At 70.3% G+C, this 25,375-nt stretch carries 22 protein-coding genes; 12 read left to right on the top strand and 10 right to left on the bottom strand.

Annotated features, from left to right (window positions below; genetic code table 11):
- Positions 1–30 precede the first annotated feature (30 nt).
- The 4 genes from ICN82_RS01995 to ICN82_RS01980 all read left to right on the top strand — a co-directional run bounded on the left by ICN82_RS01995 (position 31) and on the right by ICN82_RS01980 (position 2,300).
- Positions 31–396: an SUF system Fe-S cluster assembly protein gene (locus ICN82_RS01995; protein ID WP_193179157.1), complete on the top strand. Its 366-nt coding sequence runs from the start codon at positions 31–33 to the stop codon at positions 394–396.
- Complete coding sequence (locus ICN82_RS01990) at positions 393–1,028, top strand: hypothetical protein (protein WP_193179156.1); 636 nt, start codon at positions 393–395, stop codon at positions 1,026–1,028. Before ICN82_RS01995 ends, ICN82_RS01990 begins: the two co-directional genes overlap by 4 nt.
- A 90-nt stretch (positions 1,029–1,118) precedes the next feature.
- Positions 1,119–1,868 (top strand): DUF3307 domain-containing protein, encoded by a 750-nt coding sequence (locus tag ICN82_RS01985; protein ID WP_193179155.1) that lies wholly within the window; start codon positions 1,119–1,121, stop codon positions 1,866–1,868.
- 72 nt (positions 1,869–1,940) lie between these two features.
- A complete protein-coding gene (locus ICN82_RS01980; RefSeq protein ID WP_193179154.1) occupies positions 1,941–2,300 on the top strand; it encodes a HesB/IscA family protein in 360 nt (119 codons plus the stop codon).
- A gap of 20 nt (positions 2,301–2,320) precedes the next feature.
- Here ICN82_RS01980 and ICN82_RS01975 read toward each other — a convergent pair whose 3' ends face one another.
- On the bottom strand, positions 2,321–3,073 hold the full coding sequence (locus ICN82_RS01975) for an autoinducer binding domain-containing protein (RefSeq protein WP_193179153.1): 753 nt from the start codon (positions 3,071–3,073) through the stop codon (positions 2,321–2,323).
- Positions 3,074–3,292: 219 nt separating this feature from the next.
- Here ICN82_RS01975 and tpiA point away from each other — a divergent pair, with 219 nt between their 5' ends.
- Entirely contained in the window at positions 3,293–4,027 is a 735-nt protein-coding gene (tpiA, locus tag ICN82_RS01970) for a triose-phosphate isomerase (RefSeq protein ID WP_193179152.1), read from the top strand.
- 81 nt (positions 4,028–4,108) lie between these two features.
- Here the strand turns inward: tpiA and dacB are convergent, their stop codons facing one another.
- Both dacB and ICN82_RS01960 read right to left on the bottom strand, forming a co-directional pair.
- On the bottom strand, positions 4,109–5,623 hold the full coding sequence (gene dacB, locus ICN82_RS01965) for a D-alanyl-D-alanine carboxypeptidase/D-alanyl-D-alanine endopeptidase (protein ID WP_193179151.1): 1,515 nt from the start codon (positions 5,621–5,623) through the stop codon (positions 4,109–4,111).
- Between the two features lie 72 nt (positions 5,624–5,695).
- Positions 5,696–6,313, bottom strand: a complete 618-nt coding sequence (locus tag ICN82_RS01960) for a nicotinate-nucleotide adenylyltransferase (protein WP_193179150.1) — start codon at positions 6,311–6,313, stop codon at positions 5,696–5,698.
- 180 nt (positions 6,314–6,493) lie between these two features.
- Between ICN82_RS01960 and parA the strand changes: the two genes are divergently transcribed.
- Positions 6,494–7,132: a ParA family partition ATPase gene (gene parA, locus ICN82_RS01955; RefSeq protein ID WP_193179149.1), complete on the top strand. Its 639-nt coding sequence runs from the start codon at positions 6,494–6,496 to the stop codon at positions 7,130–7,132.
- A 91-nt stretch (positions 7,133–7,223) separates the two neighbouring features.
- Entirely contained in the window at positions 7,224–7,409 is a 186-nt protein-coding gene (locus ICN82_RS01950; protein WP_193179148.1) for a hypothetical protein, read from the top strand.
- Positions 7,410–7,529: 120 nt separating this feature from the next.
- On the opposite strand, the gene ICN82_RS01945 is transcribed toward ICN82_RS01950, so the two are convergent.
- Positions 7,530–7,736, bottom strand: a complete 207-nt coding sequence (locus ICN82_RS01945) for a cold-shock protein (RefSeq protein WP_193179147.1) — start codon at positions 7,734–7,736, stop codon at positions 7,530–7,532.
- 121 nt (positions 7,737–7,857) lie between these two features.
- On the opposite strand from ICN82_RS01945, the gene ICN82_RS01940 reads away from it, so the two are divergent.
- The gene (locus tag ICN82_RS01940; protein WP_193179146.1) at positions 7,858–8,223 is read left to right on the top strand and encodes a hypothetical protein; all 366 of its coding nucleotides are present in this window, start codon (positions 7,858–7,860) and stop codon (positions 8,221–8,223) included.
- 84 nt (positions 8,224–8,307) lie between these two features.
- Here ICN82_RS01940 and ICN82_RS01935 read toward each other — a convergent pair whose 3' ends face one another.
- A complete protein-coding gene (locus tag ICN82_RS01935; protein ID WP_193179145.1) occupies positions 8,308–9,405 on the bottom strand; it encodes an AI-2E family transporter in 1,098 nt (365 codons plus the stop codon).
- A gap of 184 nt (positions 9,406–9,589) precedes the next feature.
- Between ICN82_RS01935 and ICN82_RS01930 the strand changes: the two genes are divergently transcribed.
- A complete protein-coding gene (locus ICN82_RS01930; RefSeq protein ID WP_193179144.1) occupies positions 9,590–13,408 on the top strand; it encodes a S8 family serine peptidase in 3,819 nt (1,272 codons plus the stop codon).
- Positions 13,409–13,414: 6 nt separating this feature from the next.
- Here ICN82_RS01930 and ICN82_RS01925 read toward each other — a convergent pair whose 3' ends face one another.
- Complete coding sequence (locus ICN82_RS01925; protein ID WP_193179143.1) at positions 13,415–14,533, bottom strand: THUMP domain-containing class I SAM-dependent RNA methyltransferase; 1,119 nt, start codon at positions 14,531–14,533, stop codon at positions 13,415–13,417.
- Between the two features lie 140 nt (positions 14,534–14,673).
- Between ICN82_RS01925 and dtd the strand changes: the two genes are divergently transcribed.
- The 3 genes from dtd to ICN82_RS01910 all read left to right on the top strand — a co-directional run bounded on the left by dtd (position 14,674) and on the right by ICN82_RS01910 (position 17,709).
- Complete coding sequence (dtd, locus tag ICN82_RS01920; RefSeq protein WP_193179142.1) at positions 14,674–15,129, top strand: D-aminoacyl-tRNA deacylase; 456 nt, start codon at positions 14,674–14,676, stop codon at positions 15,127–15,129.
- 26 nt (positions 15,130–15,155) lie between these two features.
- Positions 15,156–16,046, top strand: coding sequence for a LysR family transcriptional regulator (locus tag ICN82_RS01915; RefSeq protein ID WP_193179141.1), 891 nt, complete (start codon positions 15,156–15,158; stop codon positions 16,044–16,046).
- A gap of 1,192 nt (positions 16,047–17,238) precedes the next feature.
- Positions 17,239–17,709, top strand: a complete 471-nt coding sequence (locus ICN82_RS01910) for an Rrf2 family transcriptional regulator (protein WP_193179140.1) — start codon at positions 17,239–17,241, stop codon at positions 17,707–17,709.
- Between the two features lie 13 nt (positions 17,710–17,722).
- Here ICN82_RS01910 and ICN82_RS01905 read toward each other — a convergent pair whose 3' ends face one another.
- The 4 genes from ICN82_RS01905 to rpe form a co-directional block, all read right to left on the bottom strand.
- Entirely contained in the window at positions 17,723–18,628 is a 906-nt protein-coding gene (locus tag ICN82_RS01905) for a transglutaminase family protein (RefSeq protein ID WP_193179139.1), read from the bottom strand.
- A 13-nt stretch (positions 18,629–18,641) separates the two neighbouring features.
- Complete coding sequence (locus tag ICN82_RS01900) at positions 18,642–21,065, bottom strand: circularly permuted type 2 ATP-grasp protein (RefSeq protein WP_330998944.1); 2,424 nt, start codon at positions 21,063–21,065, stop codon at positions 18,642–18,644.
- 3 nt (positions 21,066–21,068) lie between these two features.
- The gene (locus tag ICN82_RS01895) at positions 21,069–24,440 is read right to left on the bottom strand and encodes a transglutaminase family protein (RefSeq protein ID WP_193179138.1); all 3,372 of its coding nucleotides are present in this window, start codon (positions 24,438–24,440) and stop codon (positions 21,069–21,071) included.
- 177 nt (positions 24,441–24,617) lie between these two features.
- The gene (gene rpe, locus ICN82_RS01890) at positions 24,618–25,313 is read right to left on the bottom strand and encodes a ribulose-phosphate 3-epimerase (RefSeq protein ID WP_193179137.1); all 696 of its coding nucleotides are present in this window, start codon (positions 25,311–25,313) and stop codon (positions 24,618–24,620) included.
- Positions 25,314–25,375: the final 62 nt, after the last annotated feature.

Genomic DNA, 25,375 nt, shown 5'->3' with positions numbered 1-25,375 from the left:
ATATTTCCGGGCGAAACGCGAGGAACCTGCATGTCCCTGACCGAAAGCTCCGACATCGAGGGAGCGCCGCTGATCAAGCCGTCTTCCACCGAACACCCGCTTCACGAGGCGGTGGTGGAGGCCTGCCGCAGCGTCTACGACCCCGAGATCCCGGTGAACATCTACGATCTGGGCCTGGTCTACACGGTCGAGATCAACGACGAGAACGAGGTCAACATCATCATGACCCTGACGGCGCCGGGCTGCCCGGTCGCGGGCGACATGCCCGGCTGGGTCGCGGATGCCGTCGAACCCCTGCCCGGCGTGAAAAGCGTCAATGTCGACCTGACCTGGAACCCGCCCTGGGGGATGGAGATGATGTCCGACGAGGCGCGGCTGGAACTGGGCTTCATGTGACAGCGGATGCGGCGCAAGGCGCGGTGCTCTGCGGCGACCTGGTCGGATCCGTCCGCGCCGGGCCGGATGCCGTGGGGGCCGCCTTCGCGCTGCTGGATGACTGCTTCGCCACCGTCGCCGACTGGACCGGCACCCCGGCCCGCCTGACCCGGTTCCGCGGCGATGGATGGCAGGCGCTGATCCTGCCCGGCACGCTGGGGCTGCGCGCTGCCCTGCTGCTCAGGGCGAGGTTCCGCGTGGCAGAGGACCTGCCCGCGACGCGCATCGTGCTGGGCTATGGCGGCATAGACCACCCCGGCAGCCGCGACCTCTCCGATGCCGACGGCCCTGCCTTCCGCCATGCCGGGCGCCTTCTGGATGCGCTGCCGCGCCGTCGCAGGCTGGCCGTGGCCCCCCAGGATGCCCCGGCGGGCCTGCCCGAGATGGCGGCGCTGATCGACGCGCTCTCCGCCCGCTGGAGCGCCGCCCAGGCCGAGGCGGTGGCCGCCGCCCTCGCCCCGGCCCCCCCCACCCAGGCGGAGATCGGCGCCGCCCTCGGCCTGACCCAGCAGGCAGTGCAGGACCGGCTGGACCTGGCCGGGTTCCGCGCGATAGAAGACACCCTGGGCTGGGCGGAAACCCGCCCGCTCTGACCGCGTCCGGTATTTTCAATTACAAACCGCAGCGCTTGTTTTTAGCATTACAAATCATACCGCTTGTTTATCCCGGATCGGGGAGCCCCCATGCCAGAAACCTCCGCCGCGCTCCTGCTGGCGCATGTGCTTGCGGATTATGCCTTCCAGAGCGACTGGATCGTCGCCAACAAGCGGCGTCCGCATGTCCTGGCCCTGCATGGCGCGATCGTCTTCGCCACCGCATGGATCGCGCTGGGATTCGCTGCGCTGCCGCTGGTTCTTGCCGTCACGCTCCTGCATGTCGCCACGGACGCTGCCAAGACGCGGTTGGGCAAGGGCGGGTTGCGCAGCTATGCCGCCGACCAGGGCGTCCACCTGGCCGCGATCTTCGTGCTGCCGCCCCTCTTCGCCGCGGGGTGGGAGGACGGGATCTGGGCGGGTCTGCTGCCCGCACCCGCCCCCGCGCTGATGGCGCTGGCGGCCGGGCTGCTCTTTGCCACCCGCGCGGGCGGCATCGCGGTGCAGCTTGTGATCGCGCCGCTTCTGGCGCGCGACTGGAGCCTGCGCGCCCAGGTCAATGGCGGCGGCCTCAAGGGCGCGGGCGCCACGATCGGCCAGATCGAACGCGCGCTGGCCTTCGTTTCGGTGCTGACCGGCACGGTGGCCGGGCTGGCGATCCTCGTGGCGGCGAAATCGGTGCTGCGCTTCTCGGACGCTCAGAAAAGCCGCAAGCTGGCCGAATATGTCATCATCGGCACGCTGGCTTCCGTGGGCTGGGCGGTGATGACCGGGCTGGCCACGCGGATGCTGATCCTGGCGCTGCAGCCCGAGGGCCTGCCCGGGCTGCTCTCCCCCTGAGCGCCCCGCCCGCGCACCCTTGAGTTGGCCGCCCCGCTCCCTTATCTTTGGACTTCAAGTCAGGAGCCCACCATGTTCGCAATTCCCGGCAAGCAGGCCGTGACCCTCACCCCGGCAGCTGCAAGGCAGATCAGCCGCCTGATGACGAAGGATGCCAGCCAGGGGCTGCGCATCGGCGTCAAGAAGGGCGGCTGCGCGGGGATGGAATACACCATGGAATACGTCTCGGAGGTGAACCCGATGGACGAGGTGGTGGAACAGGACGGGGCCCGCGTGATGATCGCGCCGATGGCACAGATGTTCCTCTTCGGCACCGAGATCGATTACGAGGTGTCCCTGCTGGAAGCGGGGTTCAAGTTCCGCAATCCCAATGTCGTGGATGCCTGCGGCTGCGGCGAATCGATCAAATTCGCCGAACCCCCGCAGGGCTGATCCGCGGTCTGCAGGCCCCGTCAGGCCTGCAGCAGCCCCCTGGCCTGGGCCATCTCCAGCGCCTCCTCATGGGTGGAAACCTGCAGCTTCGCGCAGATCTCGCGAAGCCTCAGACGCAAATCCCCCGGCCCCATTCCCAGCCCGGCGGACACGGCCAGCAATCCCCGCCCCCCCGCCATGGCGCGCAGGATGCGCAGGTCCTCCTCGGCGGGACGCGGCGCGGTGCCGCCGAACAGGTCGGCGGTATCCCCGACGCGCGGCGCCGAAAGCTGCATCGACAGCAGCGTTCCGATCGTGGCGAAGGCCCGGGCCGCGCCCTTGCCGAATATGTCCCGCGGATCGTCGCTGGTGGTGATGGCCAGCATGCGCCGCAACCCGCCGGAACTGCTGGTCGCGGCCAGGCAATAGCGCATCCCGGACCCCTCGCGGAGCGCGTCCAGCTGCGTCCGCCGGACCGCATCCCGGCCGAAGGACGGCAAGCGCCGCATGTCCAGCACCGCCGGCAGCCGTCCGCGCCGCGCCATCGCGAGGATGGCATCGACATCGCCCAGCCCGGACTCGTGGTACTCTTCCATCCAGCTGCGGGGAATGGTGCTGCGCATCCAGGCCATCTGTCCGCCCCGCTCGACGAAACCGGCCGAATTCACCGACGTCGCGCCGAGGCTGCCGCAAATATCCGTGATCACCTGCCAGCGCGTGTCTTCGTCCGGCGCGCCTGCCAGACGGCCCGCCGTGTCTATCAATAGATGCGCGAATCTCTCACGTACGCTCAATGGCTCCTCCTGAAAATAACAATCGGCAATAATCCGCTGCCGAAGACTATGCGACAGGACCGCTTCGGGAGAAAGCAAAAGATGCACGACGCCTCACGATTGCGTCATCTGCCCGCCGCGCAGGCGGCGCCTTGCCCCGCTTGCCCCCGGGCGATCATGTGCTAAGCCTCTGCGGGGGCCGGATAACCGGCCTCTTCACGGCTCAGAAGGAAATTGGCGATGGCACGCAAGCTGGCGGCAGGAAACTGGAAGATGAACGGGCTCAGCGCCGACCTGGCCGAGATTCGCACATTGCTGCAGGCCCCGGCGCCGGGCTGCGGCGTGCTGGTCTGCCCGGCCGCGACCCTGGTCGCCGCCATGGCGGAGGCCTGCGCGGGCAGCTTCGTCGCCGTCGGCGGACAGGATTGCCATGCCGCGGCCAAGGGCGCGCATACCGGCGATGTCAGCGCGCCGATGCTGGCCGATGCAGGGGCCAGCCATGTCATCCTGGGCCATTCCGAACGCCGCGCCGATCACGGCGAAGACGACGCGCTGGTGAAGGCCAAGGCCGAGGCGGCGCTGGCTGCGGGGCTGCTGCCGGTGATCTGCGTCGGCGAAACCGAGGCAGAGCGCGATGCCGGCGAAACCCTGGCCGTGGTCGAGGCCCAGCTGGCCGGATCGCTGCCCGAGACCGCCGGGCTGGTGATCGCCTATGAACCGGTCTGGGCGATCGGGACGGGGCGCACGCCCACGCTGGAGCAGATCGCCGAGGTCCATGACGCCATGCGCGCCACGCTGGCCGCGCGCTTCGGCGCGGCGGCAGAGGACATCCCCCTGCTCTATGGCGGGTCGGTGAAGCCGGGCAATGCCGCCGAGATCTTCGCCGTCTCCAATGTCGACGGCGCGCTGGTCGGGGGCGCCTCGCTGAAGGCAGCGGATTTCGGGGCGATCATCACGGCGCTCGACGCGGCGTGATCGCGGCGCGGGCCGCGCCCGTCCCGCGGACGGGACCGGCCCGCCCTCCGCGCCGCCCGCCCTGCCGGGCGAAACGGCGCCTCACAGCTTGTCGGACCACAGCCGGATCAGGTCGTATTGCAGCGCGCGCGACCTGGTCGTCCAGCCATGCGACCCCGCCGGGCGTTCCTCGTCGCCCGGCGCGATGGCCGCGCGGCGCTCGGGCTCGGCGGTCAGGATGGCGAAGATCATCGCCCGTTTTCCCGGACGGCGGACATAGCCGACCAGGCAGCTGACGAAATTCAGCGTCCCGGTCTTGGCGCGCAGCTCGAACGGTTCGGCCCGGCCGTTCTTGTCCGACAGGTGCACCGGTTTCAGCAATGGCCAGAGCGGCCCGTCGATGCCGACATGATGCAGCAGGCGCGTCATGTCCCGCGCCGTGACCCGCGATTCGGGGCCCAGCCCGGAATGATCCACCAGCTGCGACTCGGTCATGCCGAATCCCTGTGCCCAGCGGGTCATCTCGGCGGCCGAGTCCGCCAGGTCCCGCGGCCGCGTTCCAGTGCGCGCCACCGATGCGGTCAGCCCCAGAACCTCGGCGGTGAGGTTGGTGGAATATTTCAGCATGTCGCGCGCGACTTCCGCCAGCGGCGGCCCCTGATGCAGCGCCACCGGCACCGCCGGGGGCAGCGCCTCGATGAATTCGGGCTCCGGCAGGGCCAGGGCGGGGCGGCGCATCGCGGCCAGGGTGCGCATCACCTCGGCGGTGTAGCCGGCCGCGTTGCGCACCGGCAGCCAGCGCGCCCCCTCGCCGCCAAGCGCCGGGCGCGCGACGGTCCAGGTCTCCGTCCCTCCGGGTTCGGCATCCAGCGTGAAGATCGGACCGCTGCGGTTGGAGGTGCTCATCGTCACCATGCGCACCGGCGGCACGACATGGCCGGCCCGCGCATCCATCTGCAGCTGATAATCGCCGCCCTGCTGCTTCCACTGGAAATGGACGCGGTTGAAATTCAGGTTCAGCCCCGAGACGGAAGGGTTGTAGCCCAGATGGTCGGGCTGGCCGGGATCGATTTCCTCGACATGCGGCAATGCCCCGGCCCAGACCAGGAACCGCCCCGTCACCTCGGTCAGGCCCAGCCCCGCCAGCTGGTCCAGAAGCGCGTCGATATCGTCGGAGCTGAGCGTCGGGTCGCCCCCCCCGGCCAGGATCAGGTCGCCTTCCAGCCGCCCGTCCTTCAGCGGCCCGGTGGCCAGGATGCGGGTGCGGAACCGGTAGGCCGCGCCCAGATGTTCCAGCGCATAGGCGGTGGTGATCGTCTTGCAGGTGCTGGCCGGGGCCATGGGCGTTTCCGCGTCGCGTCCCGCCAGGACCTCGCCCGTCTGCGCATCCGCCAGCGCAAAGGCCACCTCGCCGCCCAGGCGGAACCGGTCGATCAGCTGCGCGGAAGCCTCGACGATGTCGCTGCGCGCCTGCACCGGACGGGCGGCGCGGACAAGCTCCTCCAGCCCCTCGGGACGCGGCCGCGGCATGGGGGATTGTGCCAGCTGCGCCTGCAGCGGCGACGCCGCCATCGCGCCGAGGGCGGCCAGGACACTGCGTCGCGTGACACTCTGCATGCACATCTCCTGCATCGGGGAACTCGCGCGGCGCACAGTCGCCGCAAAAGGTTGAAAAATCAAGAGCGGCGCTCAGCGCACCCAGTTTCCGCTGGCACGGATAGCGGTGGAGGAGATGCTGCGCAACGGGATCGGAAGGTGGCACCAGGCCGGGGCCGGGGCGCGGGCCAGCAGCCCCGCCGCCGCCACGCCCAGCCGCGCGCCGCGATAGAGCCTGGAGGCCCGTGCCGTGCGCGCCGCCGCAGGCTGTCCCGGCCGCGCCAGCACGCCGATCGGCACTGAATCGAAGATCGCCTGCCAGCGGTCCCAGCGATGGATCCCCGCCAGGTTGTCCTCGCCCATCAGCCAGACGAAGCGCACCCCGGGATAGGCCCCGGCCAGCCCCTGCAGCGTCTGCGCGGTATAGCGCGTTCCCAGGCGGCTCTCGATATCGGTGACGGTGATGCGGGGATGGCCGCCGACCATCGCCTTTGCCGCCGCCATGCGCCGCGGCAATTCGGCGGGGCCTTCGCGTTTCAGCGGGTTGCCGGGCGAGACCAGCCACCAGACCCGATCGAGCCGGAACCGCTTCATCGCCTCCAGCGTGACATGCACATGCCCTTCATGCGGCGGATCGAATGATCCGCCGAGCAATCCGATTACCTGTCCCGGCCGCGCAAGGGGGCGGCCCGGTCCGATCACATGGCGCATCGCTCGTCTCCCGGATGCCCTCCTTCTAGCGGCGATCCGGGCTTGTCAACGGCCTCTGCGCCGCCACAGCGCCGCGCGCTGCGGCGCGCGCGGCCGCAGCCGGTCCGCTTTGCGCTGCGCCACCCGGTTTTCCGTTGCGTTCCCCCCAGATGCGGTGTCCAGTTGGGCAGGAGGTGCCAGATGTCAGGATTCACGATCACGGTCGCCCAGCAGAAGGGCGGGTCGGGCAAGACCACGCTGGCCGTCAACCTGGCGGTGGAATTTTCCAGGCGCGGCCACAGCGTCGCGGTGCTGGATACCGATCCGCAGGGCTCGCTGGGGCGCTGGTTCATGACGCGGCGGGCGGCGATGAACGGCGAGGCCGGGCTGGATTTCGCCACGGCCAGCGCGTGGGGGGTCTCCTACGAGCTGGAGAAACTGCTGAAGCACAACGAGATCGTCATCGTCGACACCCCGCCCAAGGTCGATAGCGACCTGCGTCCGGCGCTGCGCGCCTCGGATCTGGTCGTGGTGCCGGTCGCGGTCAGCCAGGTCGATGTCTGGGCGACGGAAAGCGTCCTGGAAATGGCGCAGCGCGAAAGGCGCAAGACGCTGCTGGTGCTGAACCGGGCCGCCCCGCGGGCCAGGCTGACCGCCGATATCGCCGGGCGGATCCGCGAGCTCGAGAGCCCCGCGGCCGAGACCGTGCTGAACAGCCGGGTGATCTATGCCGAGGTTCTGGGCGAGGGCCAGGGCGTGGTGGAAAAGGCCGCGCGCGGTCCCGCCGCGGTCGAGATCCGCAAGCTGTGCAACGAGATCGCCGACATCCTCAACAGCTGAGCGGAGCGGCGCCCATCGCCGCGGCCCCCGGGAACGCCACGGGGGGCCCGCGCATTGACCCGGCATGAGCAGTTCCGAAGGAGGACAGACCATGTCGCTGAAGTCGATGCTGAAATCTGCCGCGAAATCCTATGCCGGCCACGGCGCCCGCACCCATCGCGGCGCGCGCCGTCCCGCCACCTACCGCGCGGGCGCCGGACGCCACGGCGCGCTCAAGACCGCCGCCGCGGGCATGGCGGTGCGCCAGATCGGCAAGTTCCTGCGCAAGGCGCGCTGAGGGCCGTCCCGTCGGACGGGTCTTGTCGCGCAGCGGCGGGACGAGGATGCCGCATGAAAAAGGCCGCCCCGGTTCTCCCGGCGCGGCCTGAATTCTGTCGGGTCCGCCGCGATGCGCGGCTCAGAGAACAACCAGGTCCGTGGCGCTCTCGCGGCCGTCGCGGCCCGAGCGCAGTTCGTACTCGACCTTCTGGTTGTCGTTCAGCCCGGTGAGGCCGGAGCGCTCGACCGCCGAGATGTGGACGAACACGTCCTTGCCGCCCTCGTCAGGCGCGATGAAGCCGTAGCCCTTGGTCTGGTTGAACCATTTCACGGTACCCTTCGGCATGATCCCGTGTCTCCTGTCGTAGTTGCTGCCCGCGGAATTGCGGCAGCCCGGCCGTGGTCAGTGCGGATCGAGGTCTGACAGCCGGAACGGAGGCAGCGGGTCGAGTGCAAAAGACGTATGCATGGTCAAAAATGGCGCGTTTTCCGAGTCGGTGCAAGGCTCGTCTTGGCCCCCCGCCCCGCAAGCAGAAACGGAGCGCCTCGCGGCGCTCCGTGTTCTTCAGATCATGGCCCAGTCGGTGAACTGGACGGGTTTCGGACGGCTGTCCGGCTGGGGTTTAGACCCCTTCTGGGTTGCTTGCGGCATCACTCTGCTCTCCTCCGCACCGGTGCGGATCGAGGATGCCCTTGCACCGCTTCGCGGTGGCCCGCAAGGGCGGATCCGTCTGGGACCCGGTGCTGTCGGCAAGACTGCGCCGATTGTGGTTAACGGCAATCCTGCCGACATGTTTGTTGATTCATTCTTGCGAAACCGAAACCTGCCGTGAGCCCGCGGCCGCCCCTGCAAGACGGGGGCGGCAGGATCCGGCCGAGTTGCCGCCCGGCAAATGCGCAGCCTGCCGCGGCGCCCTTCAGGGCAGATGCGACGGCTCATCTCCCGGCGACTCGGGCGGCGCCACCGTTTCCGGCTCCGCGGCATTCACCCAGGCGGTCACCAGCTCGTAGAACACCGCCAGGATCACCGGCCCGATGAACAGCCCGATCAGCCCATAGGCGAACATGCCGCCCAGCACGCCGACCAGGATCACCAGCATCGGCGTCTCCAGCCCCCGCGCCATCAGCATCGGGCGCAGCACGTTGTCGACCACCATGACCGGCAGCATGACGATGGTGAACAGCACCGCCCAGCCGGTCGCCATGGCGAACCACGCCCAGATGATGACCGGGATCAGGACCGGCCCCGGCCCGATCTGGACGATCCCCAGCACCAGCGCCACCAGCGTCAGCGGCCCGGCCAGCGGCACGCCGAAGGCGACCATGATGATGCCCGCCAGCAGCGCCTGGATCACCGCGACCCCGATCACCCCGCGCGAGACATTGCGCACCGTCGCCCCGGCGAGGTCGACGAATCCCGCGCCGCGCGGCGCGAAAAGGCGGTTGGCAAAGCGGCGCGCCTGCGCGACCAGCGCCGGGCCGGGCCGGAACAGAAGCCCCATGATGATCACCGACAGCGACAGCATCGCCAGCGCGATGCCCACCCCCGCGACCTTGCCGAGAACGATCCGCCCGGTCGACAGCAGCACCGGTCCGACCTGCGCCAGAAGCTGCGCGAGATTGGCGCCGAAGGCGTCCCAGGCCTGCACCAGCCGCGCCCCGATCAGCGGCACCTGCGCCAGCCGGTCGGCCGAGGGCAGCGCGACGCTGCCCTGCTGCACCGCCGCCACCATCCAGGCGACCGCGTCGATCACCTGCGCGGCCATCACCGCCACCGGCCCCAGCGTGATCGCCAGCCCCAGCAGCGTCAAGAGCAGCGCCGAGGGCGCCGACCGTCCGCCCAGGCGCGCGCTCAGCCAGGCATGGGCGGGATAGACGGCCACCGCCAGGATCACCGCCCAGATCATCAGCCCGAAAAGCGGCGCGACAAGCTGGAAGGCCAGCAGGCAGAACCCGCCGAGAAACAGCAGCCGGATTGCGGTATCGATCACTTTCGCGTCGCGGGACTGGGACATGGCGGAACTCCTTTGCCCCGACCCTGCCATGGCCGGATCGCGAAGGCGCGGCCGCGCTGCCGGGCATGCGCAATTTGACGGGAATTGCCGCAATCCGGCAACGCCCCTCGCGGCCGCGGTTAACCGGATCGCGGCGCATCCGGGCCTATCCTGCGCTCCGGGACGACGGGACCGGAGGCGGGGCATGCTGACATTCCAGGACGGTGCGGAAACCGGGCTTGCCGCGCGCGGCGCGGCCGGGCGGGACGTGATCGTCCACCATGACGGCACGGCCGATCCCGCCGCGATGGACGCGCTGCGCGCCGCGCTCGGCGCCGAATGCGTCGCGGCGACACGGGAATGGGGGTTCGAACTGTGGCGATGCGAGCGGCCGGTGACGCAGGCGCTGCTGGACAGCTTCGCCGCCGAAAGCTGGTATGCCGCGGCGGCGGCGCTGGAACTGCACCAGGACCTGCAGCTCGCGGCCCAGGGATTCACCGACGATCCCCGCGCCGGGGCGCTCTGGGCGCTGGACAATGCCGCCGATACCGATATCGACCTGCCCGAAGCCTGGGAGACGAGCCGCGGGGCGGGCGTGCTGGTGGCGGTGATCGATACCGGCATCGACTATGCCCATCCCGACCTGGCGGCGAATATCTGGATCAATCCCGGCGAGATCGCGGGAAACAGGATCGATGATGACGGCAACGGCTTCGTCGACGACCTGCATGGCTATGACTTCGTGCAGAACGACGCGCGCCCCATGGACGGCCATTCCCACGGAACCCATGTCGCCGGAACCATCGCGGCGGTGGCCGGCAATGGCATCGGCCTGGCCGGGGTCGCGCCCGAGGCCGAGCTGATGGCGGTGCGCATCCTGGGCGATGACGGCACCGGCAGCGTCTTCGATGCCATCCGCGGGATCGAATACGCGGCGCTGGCGGGGGCGCGGATCGCCAATTGCAGCTGGGGCGGCAGCAGCTTTCCCGCGGCGCTGGCGGATGCGGTCCGCCTGGCCAGAACCGAGGGCATGACCGTCATCGCCGCCGCCGGGAACGGCGCGCGCAACACGGACGCGGATCCGCACTACCCTGCCAGCCTTCCCGCCTCGAATGTCGTTTCGGTCGCCGCCACCACCGCCGCGGACAGGCTCGCGGAGTTCTCGAATTACGGGATTGCCACCGTCGATGTCGCCGCCCCCGGCGCGCAGATCCTCTCCACCCTGCCCGGGGCGGGCTACGGGTACATGAGCGGCACGTCGATGGCCGCGCCGCATGTGGCGGGGATCGCGGCGCTGATCCTGGCGCGCGATCCGCTGATGCGCCCCGAGGAGCTGCGCCAGCGCCTGATCGACAGTTCCGACCCGGTGGCGGAACTGGCGGCGCGCACGGCCAGCGGCGGGCGCGTCAATGCCGCGGCGGCGGTGGAGGCCGGGGTGCTGCTGACCGGGCGGGTGGCCGATGCGGCAGGCGACGGCCTGCCCGGCTGGCGCGTCTTCCTCGATGCGGATGGCGACGGCGAAGCGGATGCGGATGAACCCGCCACACTGACCGATGCCACCGGGGCCTGGGGCTTCGCCGGGCTGGCACCGGGGCTGCATGCGCCCACCGTGGCGCTGCCGCAGGGCTGGCAGCAGGCCGGGGCCCCCGCGCAATGGCGCATCGTGCAGGAGCAGGCGGCCTGGCGCGACCTGGGCGGGACGGGCCGGGTCCTGGATCTCGGCGACGAGGGCAGCCTGCGCCTGGCCCTGCCCTTCACCGCCAGCCTGTTCGGCCGCAGCTTCGACGCGCTGACCGTCTCGGCCAACGGCATCGTCACCCTGGGCAGCCCCGGCCAGACCTTCCGCATCCGCGAGCTGGAGCACGCGCCCGCCTGGTCGATCGCGCCCCTCTGGGCGGATCTGACCACGCAATATGGCGGCCAGGTGCTGTGGCTGAGCGAACCCGACCGCGTGACGCTGCATTATGCCGGGGTGCGCAGCTTCTCGGGCGAGGCCCGGCTGGACTTCCAGATGGTGCTGCAGCGCGACGGCGACATCGTGTTTTCCTATGGCGACCTCCCCCGCCTGCCCGGGCAATACGCGATCGGGATCAACGCGGGCAGCGCGGAGCGCATCCTGCAGCCGCAGACCCCCTCCAGCGGCGACAGCCTGCGATTCACCTCCCGCCCGCCCTCGGTCATCCGCACGGAACTGGAGATCGAGACCCGCGCCGGGACCGTCACGGCCCCGACCGTCACGGTCGAACCCCGCGCGATGAGCTTCGGGGAAAGCGGCATGATCGGCCCGGTGGCCGGCGACCCGGTGCAGGTGGCATTCGCCCGCGACTACACCGACCCGGTCGTGTTCCTCCTGGCGGCGGAGGGGATGGACCCGCCCGGCGCCGCCGCGCCGCGGCTGCTCTCGCTGGAGGCGGGGGGATTCACCGTGGCAATGCAGGCCCCCGGAGGCGGCACCGTCGCCGAAGGACGCTGGGGCTACCTCGCGCTGGAAGCGGGCAGCTGGGTGATGTCCGACGGCACCCTCATCGAGGCGGGCCATGCGCGGATCGCGACGCTCTCCTCCGCGGGCTATGCCGATATCGCATTCTCCGCGGGCTTCGCCGAAGCCCCGGCCGTCTTCTCCCAGGTCCAGACCCTGTCCGATCCCGCCTTCGTCGGGACCCGCCAGCAGCCTGCAACCACCGCAGGGGTCGGCCTGGCACTGGAAGCGGCGGAGGCGCGCAATTCCGGCAGCCGCGCGGCAGAGACCGTGGGCTGGCTGGCCGTGGGAACCGGCGCGGATGCGGGCAGGTCCGCGGCCTGGGAACTGGCGCAGCTGCGCAGCGAGGGCACCAGCACCGCCCACAGCTTCGCCACGGGTTTCGAGGGCGTGCCGCTGGTGCTGGCGCAGCTGGCCAGCGCCCGCGGCGCCGACCCCGCCCAGGCCGTGGTCGATGCGCTCGATCCCCGCCGGATCACCCTGCTGGTCCAGGAGGACCGCACCGCCGATAACGAGACCGGCCACCTTTCCGAGAGCCTGAACCTGCTGGCCCTCGCGGGGACCGGCCCCGTCACGGGACAGAGCCTGGCGGGGCAGTTCGTGTCCGGCAGGCTCTGGCTGGATGCCGATGCCGACGGGCTGCGCGACGCCGGGGAGGCCGCGATCGCCGGGCGCCGGGTCTGGCTGGATCTCGACGGGGACGGCCTGCGGCAGGCGGAGGAACCCGGGGCGCTGACCGCCGCCGATGGCAGCTACCGGTTCGAGGCGCCGGGACCCGGGACCTACGCCCTGCGCCAGGACCTGCCGGAGGGCTGGAGCGCCACCGCGGCGACCGGCCGCGACGGCTACTCGGTGGCGGCGAGGGTCCAGGACTGGGCCGAAGCGCCGCCGGAGGCGCAGACCATCGAGGGGCTGGGCGACGATGGCAGCCTGAGCCTCGATCTGCCCTTCCTCTTTCCCTTCTTCGGCCGGGGCGAAACCCGGGTCGTGCTTGCCGCCGACGGCTATCTCAGCTTCGGCGGCGCGGGCGGCCTGTCCGAGCCGCGGCCCCTGCTCGATCCCGGCCGCGCCGGCCCGCTTGTCGCCGGGTTCTGGGCCGATCTCGACGGCGATAGCGGCCTCGTCCGGACCTGGCAGGACAGCGGCGGCGCGCGGGTGGTCTTCGAATATCTCGGGATGACGCTGCATGGCGGGACGGGACGGGTCAGTTTCCAGATCCTGCTGCACGAGGACGGGCGCATCGCGCTGCAATACCAGAGCCTGGACGGAACGGGGGCCGCCGATTTCGCCGCCGGGCTGGCCGATGGCGCCGGGCAATCCGCCGCCGCCGTCCCTGCCGAAGGCCGGGCAACGCTGTTCACGCCGGTCGCCGCCATCGCCGCCGATCCCCGCATCACCCTGGCCGCGGGCGCCGAGATCACCGGCGCCGATCTGGGCTCCCTGCCCGGCCCCGCCGCGGCCGCGGCCCCGCGCGCCCCGGCGGGCAGCGATCACTTCGACCTGGCCCTCACCACGCTGGAAGCCCCCGAGGCGCCATGGTTCTGAGCCCGTTCAGCGTCCCAGCGGCGCCGTGCGGTAGAGCGCGACCTTCAGCCCCCCCAGGGAGACCGGGGGATCGGCGGGCAGGAAACTCAGCCCCGTGGCCTTCGCCAGGCCCGGATCGCTGGTCACCATGCCCAGGCGCCAGCCCGCGAACCGCTCGGACAGGACCCGCCCCAGCGTGCCGTAAAGGGCGAAGAGCAGCTTGCGCTCGCCGATCCGCGCGCCATAGGGCGGGTTGACCATGACCAGCCCCGGCGGGCCGGGCGGCGGGGCAAGGTCGCTGATCGGCTGGCGCGAGAAGGCGGTCCAGCCCTCCACTCCGGCGCGGCGGGCATTCTGCGTGGCCATGCGGATCGCCCCGTCATCGCGGTCATGACCGAAGAAGCGCTGAACCGGCGCCCGCGCGACCGGCGCGGCCTTCATGGCGTCCCAGGCCTCGGCATCGAACCCGCCCAGATCCTCGAAGGCAAAGCGGCGCGACCGGCCCGGCGCCAGTCCGGCGGCGATCTCGGCCGCCTCGATCGGAAAGGTGCCCGAGCCGCACATCGGATCGACCACGGTCTGCGACCCGTCGAATCCCATGCGCGCCAGGAAGGCCGCGGCCAGCGTCTCGCGCAGCGGCGCCTTGCCCACCGCCTCCTTGTGGCCCCGCCGGTGCAGCGGCTCGCCGCTGGTATCCAGCGAAAGGGTGCAGAGGTCATCCTCGATCCTGGCCTTGACCACCGTGGCGGCATCGGCGGCGATCGTCGCCCCGGCGCCATCGGCAATGGCCGCGCCGATGCGTTCGGCCGCCGCCCCCTGGTGATAGATGCGCGATCGCTTGCAGACCGCCTCCACCCGCACCGGCAGGCCGGGGGGCAGGATCCGGTCCCAGGCCAGACGGCGGGCGCGCTTGTCGAGCTGCGCCAGGTGCGGCGCGCGGAAGGCCGCGAACCGCAGCAGCACCCGCGACGCGCAGCGCAGATGCAGGTTGGCGCGCTGAAGCGCGGCCCGGTCGCCGCGCGCCGTCACGCCCCCCGGCCCCTCGGCGATATCGGAAAGTCCCAGGGCCGCCGCCTCGCGCGCCAGGTCCGGTTCCAGCCCCGGCGCGGCCACCAGGAACAGCTCGTAATCGTCGTTTTCGCTCATCCCCTGCCGATAGCGCGAAAGCCCGGCACAGGCGAGAGCAAGAATTTTTGCCGCCCGGGCCTTGCCCCGGTCCCGGCAACGCGCGATGGAGTCCCGCAGGCGGCGGCCTTCGCCGCCGTCCTAGACCGCAGAGGCCCCGCATGCGTGCACTGATCCAGAGAGTGACCGAGGCCCGCGTCGAGATCGCGGGCCAGACAAGGGGCCGCACCGGTCCCGGCCTGGTGATCCTGGTCTGCGCGATGGAGGGCGATGACGCGGCCCGTGCCGCGGCGCTGGCCGCGCGCATCGCGAAACTGCGGATCTTTCCCGATGCCGCGGGCAAGATGAACCTGTCGCTGCTGCAGACCGGCGGCAGCGCCCTCGTCGTCAGCCAGTTCACCCTTGCCGCCGATACCAGCAGCGGCAACCGCCCCGGATTTTCCCGCGCCGCGCGTCCCGAGACCGGGCAGCGGCTCTACGAGGAGTTCGTGCGGGCGCTGGCGGAGGCGGGCATCGCCGTCGAAACCGGGGTCTTCGGCGCCGACATGCAGGTCCACCTGGTCAATGACGGGCCGGTCACGATCTGGATGGACAGCGCCGACCGCGACCCGTCCTGAGCATTCACGAGGAGCGAACCAGACCGATGTCCATGGATCTGAATGCGCTGCGCGAATTCAGCGCGGTCGTCGAAGAGGGCTCCTTCGCCGCGGCCGCCCGCAGGCTGGAGACGCCGAAATCCACCGTCTCCAAGCGCATCCAGGATCTGGAACGCGATCTCGGCGTGACGCTGATCGAGCGGAGCACGCGGCGGCTGCGCCTGACCCAAGAAGGCGCGATCGTGCTGGCGCGGGCCGAGCGGATCCTGGCCGATGCCGCCGAGATCGCGCAATCCCTGGACGGAACGGCCGGGCCGCTGCGCGGCCATCTGCGCATCGCCGCGCCCCAGCTCTTCGGGCAGACCTTCCTGGGTCCGCTGGCCGCCGAATGCCGCCGCCGCCATCCCGGCCTGACGCTGGAGATCGTGCTGACCGACGGGCAGCCCGACCCCGAGGAAGACGGGTTCGACGCGGTGATCCGGCTGGGACGCGGCAGCGGCGCGCTGGTCTGCCGGCCGCTGTTCCACAGCACGAGCGTGCTGGTCGCGGCGCCCGGTGCGCTGACCGCGCCGCCGGCGCATCCGCGCGCGATCGGGGACTGTCCCGTGGTGCTGCACGGCATCGGGCTGATCCAGACCTGGCATCTCAGCGACGGCCGGGACGAGGTTTTCGTGCGCCTCGCGGGGGGGCTGGGCCTCTCCTCCTATCCCGGCGTCCATGCCGCCGCGCTGTCAGGGGCGGGACTGGCGCTTCTGCCGGAATACCTCGTGGCAGACGACATTGCCGCGGGACGGCTGCTGCGCCACCTGCCGCAATGGAGCAGCCTGCCCGTCGAGCTGAGCCTCCTTCATCCCGCCGCGCGAACCATGACCCACCGGCTGCGCGCCTTCGTCGATCTGCTGCAGGAGGTCTTCCCGGCTGCGGCAGAGCCCGCCTGACCCGGTCCCGCGACAGGCCGCGAGGTGACGCAGCGCGTCGCCGCGGGTCAGCGCCAGCGTCGCCAGCCCGGCCGCGGTATAGGCGATCACCGCCTCGCGCGCCTCGTTGCGGTCCAGCCCCCGGTCCAGCACCAGCGGCAGCGCCAGCGGCGTTTGCGGGATCTCCGCCGGTGCCAGCCCCGACAGCGCGGCCAGCGCCGCGCGGCCGTGCCGGTGCCCCGGCAGGCGGGTGAGCAGGACGCAATGCGGCAGGAATGCCCTGTCGGTCAGGTCCAGCCCGTGGCGGCCGAAGCGATCGGCCAGATGCGCCGCCACCGCCGCGCCGACCGGCGCCTGCAGATGCGGCGCGAGGCCCAGCCTCGCGCAATGGCGCGCCAGCAGCGGCAATGCCCGGCGGTCCATCCGGGACAGGTCCAGGTCATAGCTGGTCGTGACCGGATCGGAGAGGCGCACCGCCACCTCGCGGGAGGCGAATTGCCGCTGCACCCGCTGCAGTGCCGGGGCCCCGACATGACGCAGGATCCAGCCGGGCCCCTGCGCCAGCCCCGCCGCGATCGTCTCCTCGTCGATGCCCAGATAGCAGGCCAGCCCGGGGGCAAGCCGCGCCGCGGCGGCCGGGCTGCGCGGGCAGATCGCCACATCCAGCAGCCTTGCCCCGCGATGCGCCTCCTCCAGCGCCATTCCGGTACCGGCCAGGCTGCGTTCGGCGGCAAGCGCCGCCGCGCCGGAGCGCGGTCGCGCGGCGCCTCCCGCCTTGGGGGCGGACCAGCGCAGATGCCCGGTCCGGGAAGACCCGCCGCCGGAGCCCGCAATCACCGCCGACAGTCCCGGGACCCGGCCGAACGGGTTGTCACGATCCCCGCCCTGTCCCGGAGCGGACGAATTGTCATATGCCATATGCGTGCCGTCACGGGCCACGAACCCGTGTCCTCCCCTGGGCTCCGGCGCCCTGGACCGTCATCGCCCGGTCTTCTGCCAGGCCCGCTCCGGTCCGGCCGGAATGTCACGGAAGATACTGCATGGATTCCCCGACCGGGCAAATCAATTCCCGCTAAAAATACCCACTTTCGTCGCTGCGACTGCAAAGCGCGACCGCCGCCCGCGCGGCATTGATCGGGATCAAGGACGGGCCACGCCGCCGCGGGCAGTCTGGGTCTCGAAGCAATGGCGGCAAGGCGGGGAAGGGACCGGCATGAGACTGACGCTACGGACAAACCTGGCCATGCGGACGCTGATGTTCTGCGCGGTCAATGACGGGCGCACCGTGCGCAAGGCCGAGGTGGCGCGGGCCTGCAACGCCTCGGAAAACCATCTGGCGCATGTCATCGTCCTGCTGGGCCAGCAGGGCGTCATCCGCACCACGCGCGGGCGCAATGGCGGGCTGCGCCTGGCGCGCCCGCCCGGCGAGATCGATATCGGCGCCGTGATTCGCGCGCTGGAATCCTCCGTGCCCTTCGCCGAATGCTTCGAGGGCGCCGAGAACCATTGCCCGATCGCCGAGCACTGTCGGCTGCGCGGCGTTCTGGGCCGGGCCGTGGAGGCCTTCTACGCCGCGCTGGACGGCATCGCCCTGTCCGAGCTGACCACGGCCAATCCCGGCCTCAGCGCGGTGCTGGGGCTGGGGACGGCGCCGGGAGCGCGGGAATTGCCGCGGCTCTGCTGACCTGCCGAGGCCGCTATTCGTGATCCGCTCCGCCCGGCAACTCGACCACGTCGACGCTGTGGCCTGTGCCGCCGACCCCCGACATGCGCGTCACGCCCTTGACCGGCGAGACATCCGCATAGTCGCGCCCATAAGCCACCACGACATGATCCTCGCTGGCCATCATCGCATTGGTCGGATCGTATTCGACCCAGCCGATCTCGCGCCCGCACCAGGCCCGCACCCAGGCATGCATGGCATCCGCCCCTTCCAGCCGCGCCTGCCCCTCGGGCGGCAGCGTGCGCAGGAAGCCCGACACGTAGCCCGCCGGGAGTCCCGCGGCGCGCAGCCCCGCGATCATGATATGGGCATAGTCCTGGCAGACCCCCTTGCGCTGGCGGAAGGCCTCCGCCGGCAGGGTGTCGGCATCGGTGGCGCCGGGCAGGAACTCCATCTCGGCATGGATCGCCAGCCCCAGCGCGGTGACCGCCTCCAGCGCGGTCATCTCCGGGCGCAGCACCTCCTGCGCGAAGGCGGCGATCTCCGGGATCGTGCCCACCCTGGGCGAGGGCGGCAGGAAATGATGCGGCGCCTGCCCGTCGAGGTCGCGGATCGCCGCCAGCTCCATCGGCAGCCGGGCGATGGACGGGGATATGTCCAGCCCCGGGCGCTGGCCGCGGCGTTCCACCCAGGCTTTCAGCCGGAACTCGATCCCCGTCGCCACGCGGCCGCCGAACCCGACCTCCACCACGCGATTGCCGAAGAAATCCGTTCCCTCGCGGCGTTCCGTGGGACGCGGCGAGATCGCCAGGTGCCGGACCGAGACGTGCTGGCGCCGCGGCAGTTCCAGCGGCTGCATGCGGATGACATGCTGGCCCAGGCTGGTCGCCTGCCCGTAGGTGTAGAAGATCTTCAGCCGGATGTCATAGCGTGTCGGCATCGCGCCCCCCTCCTCACCTGAAGAAATGCTGCGTCAGCAGGTTGGAAACCTCCATCAGTTCGCCGCGGGTCTTCCACAGCGCCTGGCTGTCCAGCGTCTGCGGGCGCTGAAGCTCGATATCCGTCTGCACCCGGATCACCGCGCGGTAGAAATCGGCCAGCCGCCCGTGATTTTCCGCGCCCGGGAGCCTTTCGCAAAGCGTGCGCATGCGGTTGAGCTGGTAGAGCAGCCCCCGCGGGTTGCGCCCGTCCAGCGCCAGCAGGTCGATCACCGTCTGGCGATTGGTGGCAATCGTGTAGCGCCGCCGGTGGGTGATGCCGCTGTCGCCCAGCTCGACCGCCAGGTCCAGCCCGCCCTCGGGGGCTGCCTCGTCGCAGAACCGCGCCAGCATCGCGCAGGTATCCATCGATCGTTCCAGCGCCCGGCCGATGGACAGGAACCGCCAGCCGGTGAAGCGGTACATGTTGTCCTGGACCAGGCCCGAAAACCCGGTCACCTGCCGCAGCAGCCCCGAGATCTCGCGCGCGATGTCATCCCCCGATCGCGGCAGCTCTCCGGAAAGGTGGTTTTCCGCCAGGAGAAGCGCCGCGCCCTGCAATTCCTTCAGCGCCAGCCAGCCATCGACGGAGAAACGGTCGCGCACCTGCGCCGCGCTCTGGACGGCGGCATCCAGCATGTCGGTCAGCGCCCCCGGCACCGGCTCGGCCACATCCACCCCCGCCACGGTCAGCGCCTCGGCGATGGCATGCTGAAGCGGCATGTCCGCGGCGGCATTGTCGGCCAGGCGCACATGGAAGGCCCGCAGCAGCCGCATCGTGCCCTCGGCGCGCTCGACATAGCGGCCGAGCCAGTAGAGGTTGTCGGCGGCGCGGCTGGGCAGAAGGCTCAGATCCGGACGCGCGCCAAGGGAAGAGCGGGCCTCGGCGATCGCCGTCTGCGCCCCCGGCGGATCGGCCAGAAGCCAGACATCGGCGACCGAGCCGCCCCGCTGCAGCGAGATCGCCGTCGATTCGCGGTCGCGCCCGACCCTTGCATAGCCCCCCGGCATCAGCGTCCAGCCCTTGGAGGTGCGCGCCGCGAATACCCGCAGGCTCATCGGCCGCGGCACCAGCGCCGCGCCGTCCCAGGCCGGCGTGGTGGACAGCCGCACCACCTCCTGGCCGACCAGGTTGCCCCCCTCGGCGGCGATCCAGTCGGCGATGGGACCGCGCGCGCTGTCGCGGAACCGCCCGCCCAGCACGGTCTTGCCGTCGCTGTCGAAGGGCAGCCGCGTGGCAAGGGCGGAGGCGATCATCATGCGGTCGGTATTGGCCTGCACATGGCTGCGCTCCGCCCCCTGCCCGCACCACCAGGTGGCGATATTGGGCATCTGCAGCGGCTCGCCGGTCAGCGCCTGGCAGATGCGCGGGATGAAGGCCAGCATCGCGCGGGTCTCCAGCACGCCCGATCCCAGCGCATTGACCATCGTCACCGCCCCCTGCCGCACCGCCCCGGCCAGGCCCGGCGTGCCCAGCCGCGAGGCCTCGTTCAGCTCCAGCGGATCGGCCCAGGCGCTGTCGATGCGCCGCCAGATGACGCTGATCGGCTGCAGCCCGTTGACGGTGCGCACCATGACGCGCCCGTCGCGCACCACCAGATCCTCGCCCTCCAGCAGCATGAAGCCCAGGTAGCGCGCGATATAGGCATGTTCGAAATAGCCCTGGTTCAGCATGCCCGGGGTCAGGACCCCGACCCCGCCCTCGGCCGCGTCCGACAGGTATTCCAGCGCCGAGCGGAAGGCGGAAAAGAACCCGCCGATCTTGGCCACCGTGCGGTCGGCGAAATACTCCGGGAACATGCGCGACATGGCCACGCGGTTCTCCACGGCAAAGCCCGCCCCGGTCGGCGCCTGGGTCCGGTCGCCCAGGACCCACCAGCGCCCGTCGGGGCCGCGGCCGATCTCGAAGGCGATGAAATGCAGGTAATGCCCGGACCTCGGCGTCACCCCCACCATCGGGCGCAGCCATTCGGGCATGGCCGCGACCAGCGCGGCGGGCAGATGGCCATCCGCGACCAGGTGGTTAGGCCCGTAGAGATCGGCGAGGATCGCCTCCAGCAGGTTGGCGCGCTGCACCAGCGCCGCGGAGATCCCGGCCCAGTCCTCCTCGGAGAGCAGGACCGGAATATGGCTCAGCGGCCAGGCGCGTTCGCGCGAGAAGCCGTGATCGTATTCGCGGTAATAGACCCCCGCATCATGCAGGTACTGTTCCGCCCTGTGGAACCGCCGCTCCATGTCCGGACCCGAGAGACGTCCGAACTGGCCGATGAAATCCTTCCAGACGGGGCGCATCTGCCCCGCCGGATCGACCAGCTCGTCGGCGGTGTTCTCCGCCGGGCTGTAGTCGCGGATGAGCGCCGCGAGCCCGCCGCGACGCTCAGGTTTGTCTTGCGTTGTCACTCATCACATCCCGGCGAGGCGCCGCAGATCCAGCGTCATCGGGAATTCCGGATGCGGCGTCTCCAGCGGCGGCACGTAAAGTCCCGGCGTATGCCCGTGCGGCTGGAAACGCGCAAGACGCCGCGCCTCGGCCTCGTTGGAATTGACCGGGAACGTGTCGTAATTGCGCCCGCCCGGATGCGCCACGTGATAGACGCAGCCCGCGACGGCACGGTTCGACCAGGTGTCGAAGACATCGATGGTCAGGGGCACATGCAGCGGCACGACCGGATGCATCGCCAGCGGCGCCTGCCAGGCCTTGTACCGGATGCCCCCGACCGAGACCCCGTTTTCCGCGGTCTTCTGCATCGGCACCAGCCGTCCGTTGCAGGCCACGGCATAGCGCGCGGGGTCGGTGGTGCTCAGCTTGACCTGCACCCGCTCGGTCGAGCTGTCGGTATAGCGCACCGTGCCGCCGATCGCCCCGGTCTCGCCCATCACGTGCCATGGTTCCAGCGCCTGGCGCAGTTCCAGGTGGATGCCCGGCCCCTCCACCTCGCCGCAGAAGGGAAAGCGGAACTCGGCCTGGGCCTTGTACCAGTCGGGCTGCATCGCGTAGCCATGCTCGCGCAGATCCTCCAGGACGCCGGTGAAGTCCTCCCACAGGTAATGCGGAAGCATGAACCGGTCGTGAAGGGTCGTGCCCCAGCGCGTCAGCCTGCCGGAAAGCGGGGTCTCCCAGAACCGCGCGATCAGCGCCCGGATCAGCAGTTGCTGGGCCAGCGACATGCGCGCATTGGGCGGCATCTCGAAGCCGCGGAATTCGACCAGCCCCAGCCGGCCGGTCGGGCCGTCGGGCGAATACAGCTTGTCGATGCAGATCTCGGCGCGGTGGGTGTTGCCGGTCACGTCGACCAGCAGGTTGCGCAGCAGCCGGTCGGTCAGCCAGGGCAGCGGCGGCATGCCTTCCCAGGGGGCCGGGATCTGCTGAAGCGCGATCTCCAGCTCGTAGAGATGGTCCGCCCTGCCCTCGTCCACCCGCGGCGCCTGGCTGGTCGGGCCGATGAAGAGGCCGGAGAAGAGGTAGCTCAGCGACGGGTGGCGCTGCCAGTGCAGGATCAGCGACCGCAGCAAATCCGGGCGGCGCAGGAAGGGGCTGTCCATGATCGTGGCGCCGCCGATGACGACATGGTTGCCGCCGCCCGTGCCGGTATGCTTGCCGTCGATCATGAACTTGTCGGCGCCCAGGCGGCTCTGGCGGGCCTCCTCATAGATCGTCTCGGTGATCTCGCGCGCCTCGTCCCAGTTGGCGGCGGGCTGGATATTGACCTCCAGCACGCCGGGATCGGGCGTGACCTTGATGACGTTCAGCCGCGGGTCGGAGGGCGGCGGATAGCCCTCGATATGCACGGGCAGGCCCAGCCGCTTGGCCGCGGCCTCGGAGGCGGCGACAAGCTCCAGGTAATCCTCCAGCCACACGACGGGGGGCAGGAACACCGTCAGGCGGCCGTCGCGCGGCTCCACCGAGATGGCGGTGCGCACATGGCCGTCGATCTCGTACAGGCTCTGGGGAACCGGCCCGTCCTTCTCGGCGGTCTCGTAGGTGACCTGCGCGACCTTCTGGTCCAGCCATTCGCGCCCCAGTCTCTCGGCCATCTCGCGCGAGATGTCCGGCAGCGCCGGGCGTTCCAGCGTGGTGTCGGCCTCGTTGATATAGGGGTATTCCGCCGGGCTCAGATAGGGCAGCGCCCCCAGCGGCAGGCGGTAGCCCACGGGGCTGTCGCCGGGCACCAGGAACAGCTTGCCGCGCCGGGTCTTCCATTTCTCCGACATCCACTTGCGGCTGGTCGTGTGCTTGACCTGCCAGGGCTGGACCGGCAGCACGTAGCCCACGGGCTTCGTCAGCCCGCGCTCGAAGACCTTCAGCATCCGCTGGCGTTCCTCGGCATCCTCGAGCTTGGAGTTCTCCGGATCGACATTGTCCGGCAGCCCGCCCTCGCGCAGCAGCCATTCGGCCGGGTCCTCGTAGGCGGGCATGATGTTGCCGGTCTCCACCGACAGCGCCTCGGCAATCGCCGTGGTCAGCTGCGCGGCATCCTCGTAGCTCGGCGCCTCTTCCTTCTTGACCTCCGCCTCCGGCAGCTCGCGGGCGATCAGGTCGGGATCGTTCCAGATCGGCTTGCCGTCGCGGCGCCAGTAGCAGGAGAAGGTCCAGCGCGGCAGGGTCTCGCCCGGATACCACTTGCCCTGGCCGTAATGCAGGAATCCGCCCGGCGCGAATTTCTCGCGCAGCCGCCGGATCAAAACATCGGCCAGCGCGCGTTTCTGCGGCCCCACGGCGGCGGAATTCCATTCATCGGATTCGAAATCGTCGATCGACACGAAGGTCGGCTCGCCGCCCATGGTCAGGCGCACGTCGTTTTCCGCCAGCTTGCGGTCGACATGGGCACCGAGCGCGTTCAGCGCGTCCCAGCTTTCATCCGAGAAGGGCTTGGTGATGCGCGGATGCTCGGCCACGCGCGTGACCTGCATGTCGAAGGCGAATTCAGTTTCCAGGTCCTCGGGCGCCGAGAAGCCCCCCGAGATCGGCGCGGCATTCTTGTAATGCGGGGTGGCGGCCAGCGGGATGTGGCTCTCGCCGGTCAGCAGGCCCGAGGTCGGGTCGAAGCCGATCCACCCCGCGCCCGGCAGGAAGACCTCGCACCAGGCATGCAGGTCGGTGAAATCAACATCCGTCCCCGACGGTCCGTCCAGCGCCTCCAGATCGGGCTTCAGCTGGATCAGGTAGCCCGAGACGAAGCGCGCGGCGAGGCCCAGGTGCCGCAGCGCCTGCACCATCAGCCAGGAACTGTCGCGGCACGACCCCTTGCCGGCCTCGAAGGTTTCCTCGGGCGTATAGACGCCCGGCTCCATGCGCACGACATATTCCACCGCCTCGTTGACGCGGCGGTTCAGGTCGACGACGAAATCGACCGAGCGCATCTTCTCCGTCGGCACGCCTTCGAGGAAGGTCTTCAGATGCGGGCCCGCGGGTTCGGGCTTCATGTAGATCGACAGATCCTCCAGAAGCTCCTCGGGATAGTCGAAGGGATAGAATTCCGCGCGTTCCTCGACGAAGAAATCGAAGGGGTTGTAGACCGACATGTCGGCGACCAGGTCGACCTCGATCTTGAATTCCGTGACCGGCTCGGGAAAGACGAAACGCGCCAGCCAGTTGCCATAGGGGTCCTGCTGGTGGTTCACGAAATGCCCGCCCGGGCTGACCTTCAGCGAATGGCTCAGCACGCGGGTCCGCGAATGCGGCGCCGGGCGCAGCCGGATGACCTGAGGACCCAGGACCACCGGCTGGTCATACTTGTAATGGGTCAGGTGATAGATGCTGGCCTTGATCGACATGAGTAACTGCGCCCTCGTACCCTTCTTTGTCGGGAACGCTTTCACAGAATGTGAAGTGACACCAGTGCGCGGGCCGCCGCGCCCCCGGCCGCGCGGGCGGGCTGCCTAAATTTTGACCGGATTGCCGGCCTCCCCGCGCCGGGTCGGCCCGGCGCGGGGGAACGGGGATCGCGCGGTTCAGACCGCGGCGCCGGCCGCCGCGCGGATGGCCGCGATATTGGCGCCATAGGGGGCCGGATCGGCGACGGATCCGCCCTTGAACACCGCCGAGCCCGCGACCAGCACATCGGCCCCCGCCGCCGCGACCAGCGGCGCGGTCTCGGGCGTGACGCCGCCATCGATCTCGATATGGACCGGACGGTCGCCGATCATCGCCCGCAGGGCGCTGATCTTGGCGGTCATGTCGATGAATTTCTGCCCGCCGAAGCCGGGATTGACGGTCATCACGCAGATCAGGTCGGTCAGGTCCAGCAGATGCGCCACCGCCTCGGCCGGGGTGCCCGGGTTCAGCGCGACGCCCGCCTTCATCCCCGCCCCGCGGATCGCCTGCAGCGTGCGGTGGATATGCGGCCCCGCCTCGACATGGGCGGTCAGGATATCGGCCCCCGCCTCGGCGAAGGCGTCGATATAGGGATCCACCGGCGCGATCATCAGATGGACATCCATCACCGTCTTCACATGCGGGCGGAAGGCCTTCACCGCGGGCGGACCGAAGGTCAGGTTCGGCACGAAATGCCCGTCCATCACGTCGACATGCACCCAGTCGGCGCCCTGGGCCTCGATCGCGCGGATCTCGGCGCCGAAATCGGCGAAATCGGCCGAGAGGATCGACGGCGCGATCTTGATCGACCGCGAGAATTCCGGAATTGCCATGGCGCACCCCCTTTTCTGGCGCGGATGCCTTAGCCGGCCGGGCGGGCATTTGCCATAGCCAA

Source organism: Mangrovicoccus algicola (assembly GCF_014903745.1).
GTDB lineage: Bacteria > Pseudomonadota > Alphaproteobacteria > Rhodobacterales > Rhodobacteraceae > Mangrovicoccus > Mangrovicoccus algicola.
This window is presented reverse-complemented; position numbering and strand designations above follow the sequence as displayed.

Bases quoted from the DNA above. Each gene is read 5' to 3' on its own strand.
- rpe (WP_193179137.1), bottom strand. From the start codon at position 25,313: ATGGCAATTCCGGAATTCTCGCGGTCGATCAAGATCGCGCCGTCGATC.
- ICN82_RS01935 (WP_193179145.1), bottom strand. From the start codon at position 9,405: ATGTCCCAGTCCCGCGACGCGAAAGTGATCGATACCGCAATCCGGCTG.
- ICN82_RS01925 (WP_193179143.1), bottom strand. From the start codon at position 14,533: ATGAGCGAAAACGACGATTACGAGCTGTTCCTGGTGGCCGCGCCGGGG.
- ICN82_RS01950 (WP_193179148.1), top strand. From the start codon at position 7,224: ATGTCGCTGAAGTCGATGCTGAAATCTGCCGCGAAATCCTATGCCGGC.
- ICN82_RS01930 (WP_193179144.1), top strand. From the start codon at position 9,590: ATGCTGACATTCCAGGACGGTGCGGAAACCGGGCTTGCCGCGCGCGGC.
- ICN82_RS01915 (WP_193179141.1), top strand. From the start codon at position 15,156: ATGTCCATGGATCTGAATGCGCTGCGCGAATTCAGCGCGGTCGTCGAA.
- ICN82_RS01960 (WP_193179150.1), bottom strand. From the start codon at position 6,313: ATGCGCCATGTGATCGGACCGGGCCGCCCCCTTGCGCGGCCGGGACAG.
- ICN82_RS01905 (WP_193179139.1), bottom strand. From the start codon at position 18,628: ATGCCGACACGCTATGACATCCGGCTGAAGATCTTCTACACCTACGGG.
- dacB (WP_193179151.1), bottom strand. From the start codon at position 5,623: ATGCAGAGTGTCACGCGACGCAGTGTCCTGGCCGCCCTCGGCGCGATG.
- ICN82_RS01895 (WP_193179138.1), bottom strand. From the start codon at position 24,440: ATGTCGATCAAGGCCAGCATCTATCACCTGACCCATTACAAGTATGAC.
- ICN82_RS01995 (WP_193179157.1), top strand. From the start codon at position 31: ATGTCCCTGACCGAAAGCTCCGACATCGAGGGAGCGCCGCTGATCAAG.
- ICN82_RS01910 (WP_193179140.1), top strand. From the start codon at position 17,239: ATGAGACTGACGCTACGGACAAACCTGGCCATGCGGACGCTGATGTTC.
- parA (WP_193179149.1), top strand. From the start codon at position 6,494: ATGTCAGGATTCACGATCACGGTCGCCCAGCAGAAGGGCGGGTCGGGC.
- tpiA (WP_193179152.1), top strand. From the start codon at position 3,293: ATGGCACGCAAGCTGGCGGCAGGAAACTGGAAGATGAACGGGCTCAGC.
- ICN82_RS01985 (WP_193179155.1), top strand. From the start codon at position 1,119: ATGCCAGAAACCTCCGCCGCGCTCCTGCTGGCGCATGTGCTTGCGGAT.
- ICN82_RS01945 (WP_193179147.1), bottom strand. From the start codon at position 7,736: ATGCCGAAGGGTACCGTGAAATGGTTCAACCAGACCAAGGGCTACGGC.
- dtd (WP_193179142.1), top strand. From the start codon at position 14,674: ATGCGTGCACTGATCCAGAGAGTGACCGAGGCCCGCGTCGAGATCGCG.
- ICN82_RS01940 (WP_193179146.1), top strand. From the start codon at position 7,858: ATGGTCAAAAATGGCGCGTTTTCCGAGTCGGTGCAAGGCTCGTCTTGG.
- ICN82_RS01980 (WP_193179154.1), top strand. From the start codon at position 1,941: ATGTTCGCAATTCCCGGCAAGCAGGCCGTGACCCTCACCCCGGCAGCT.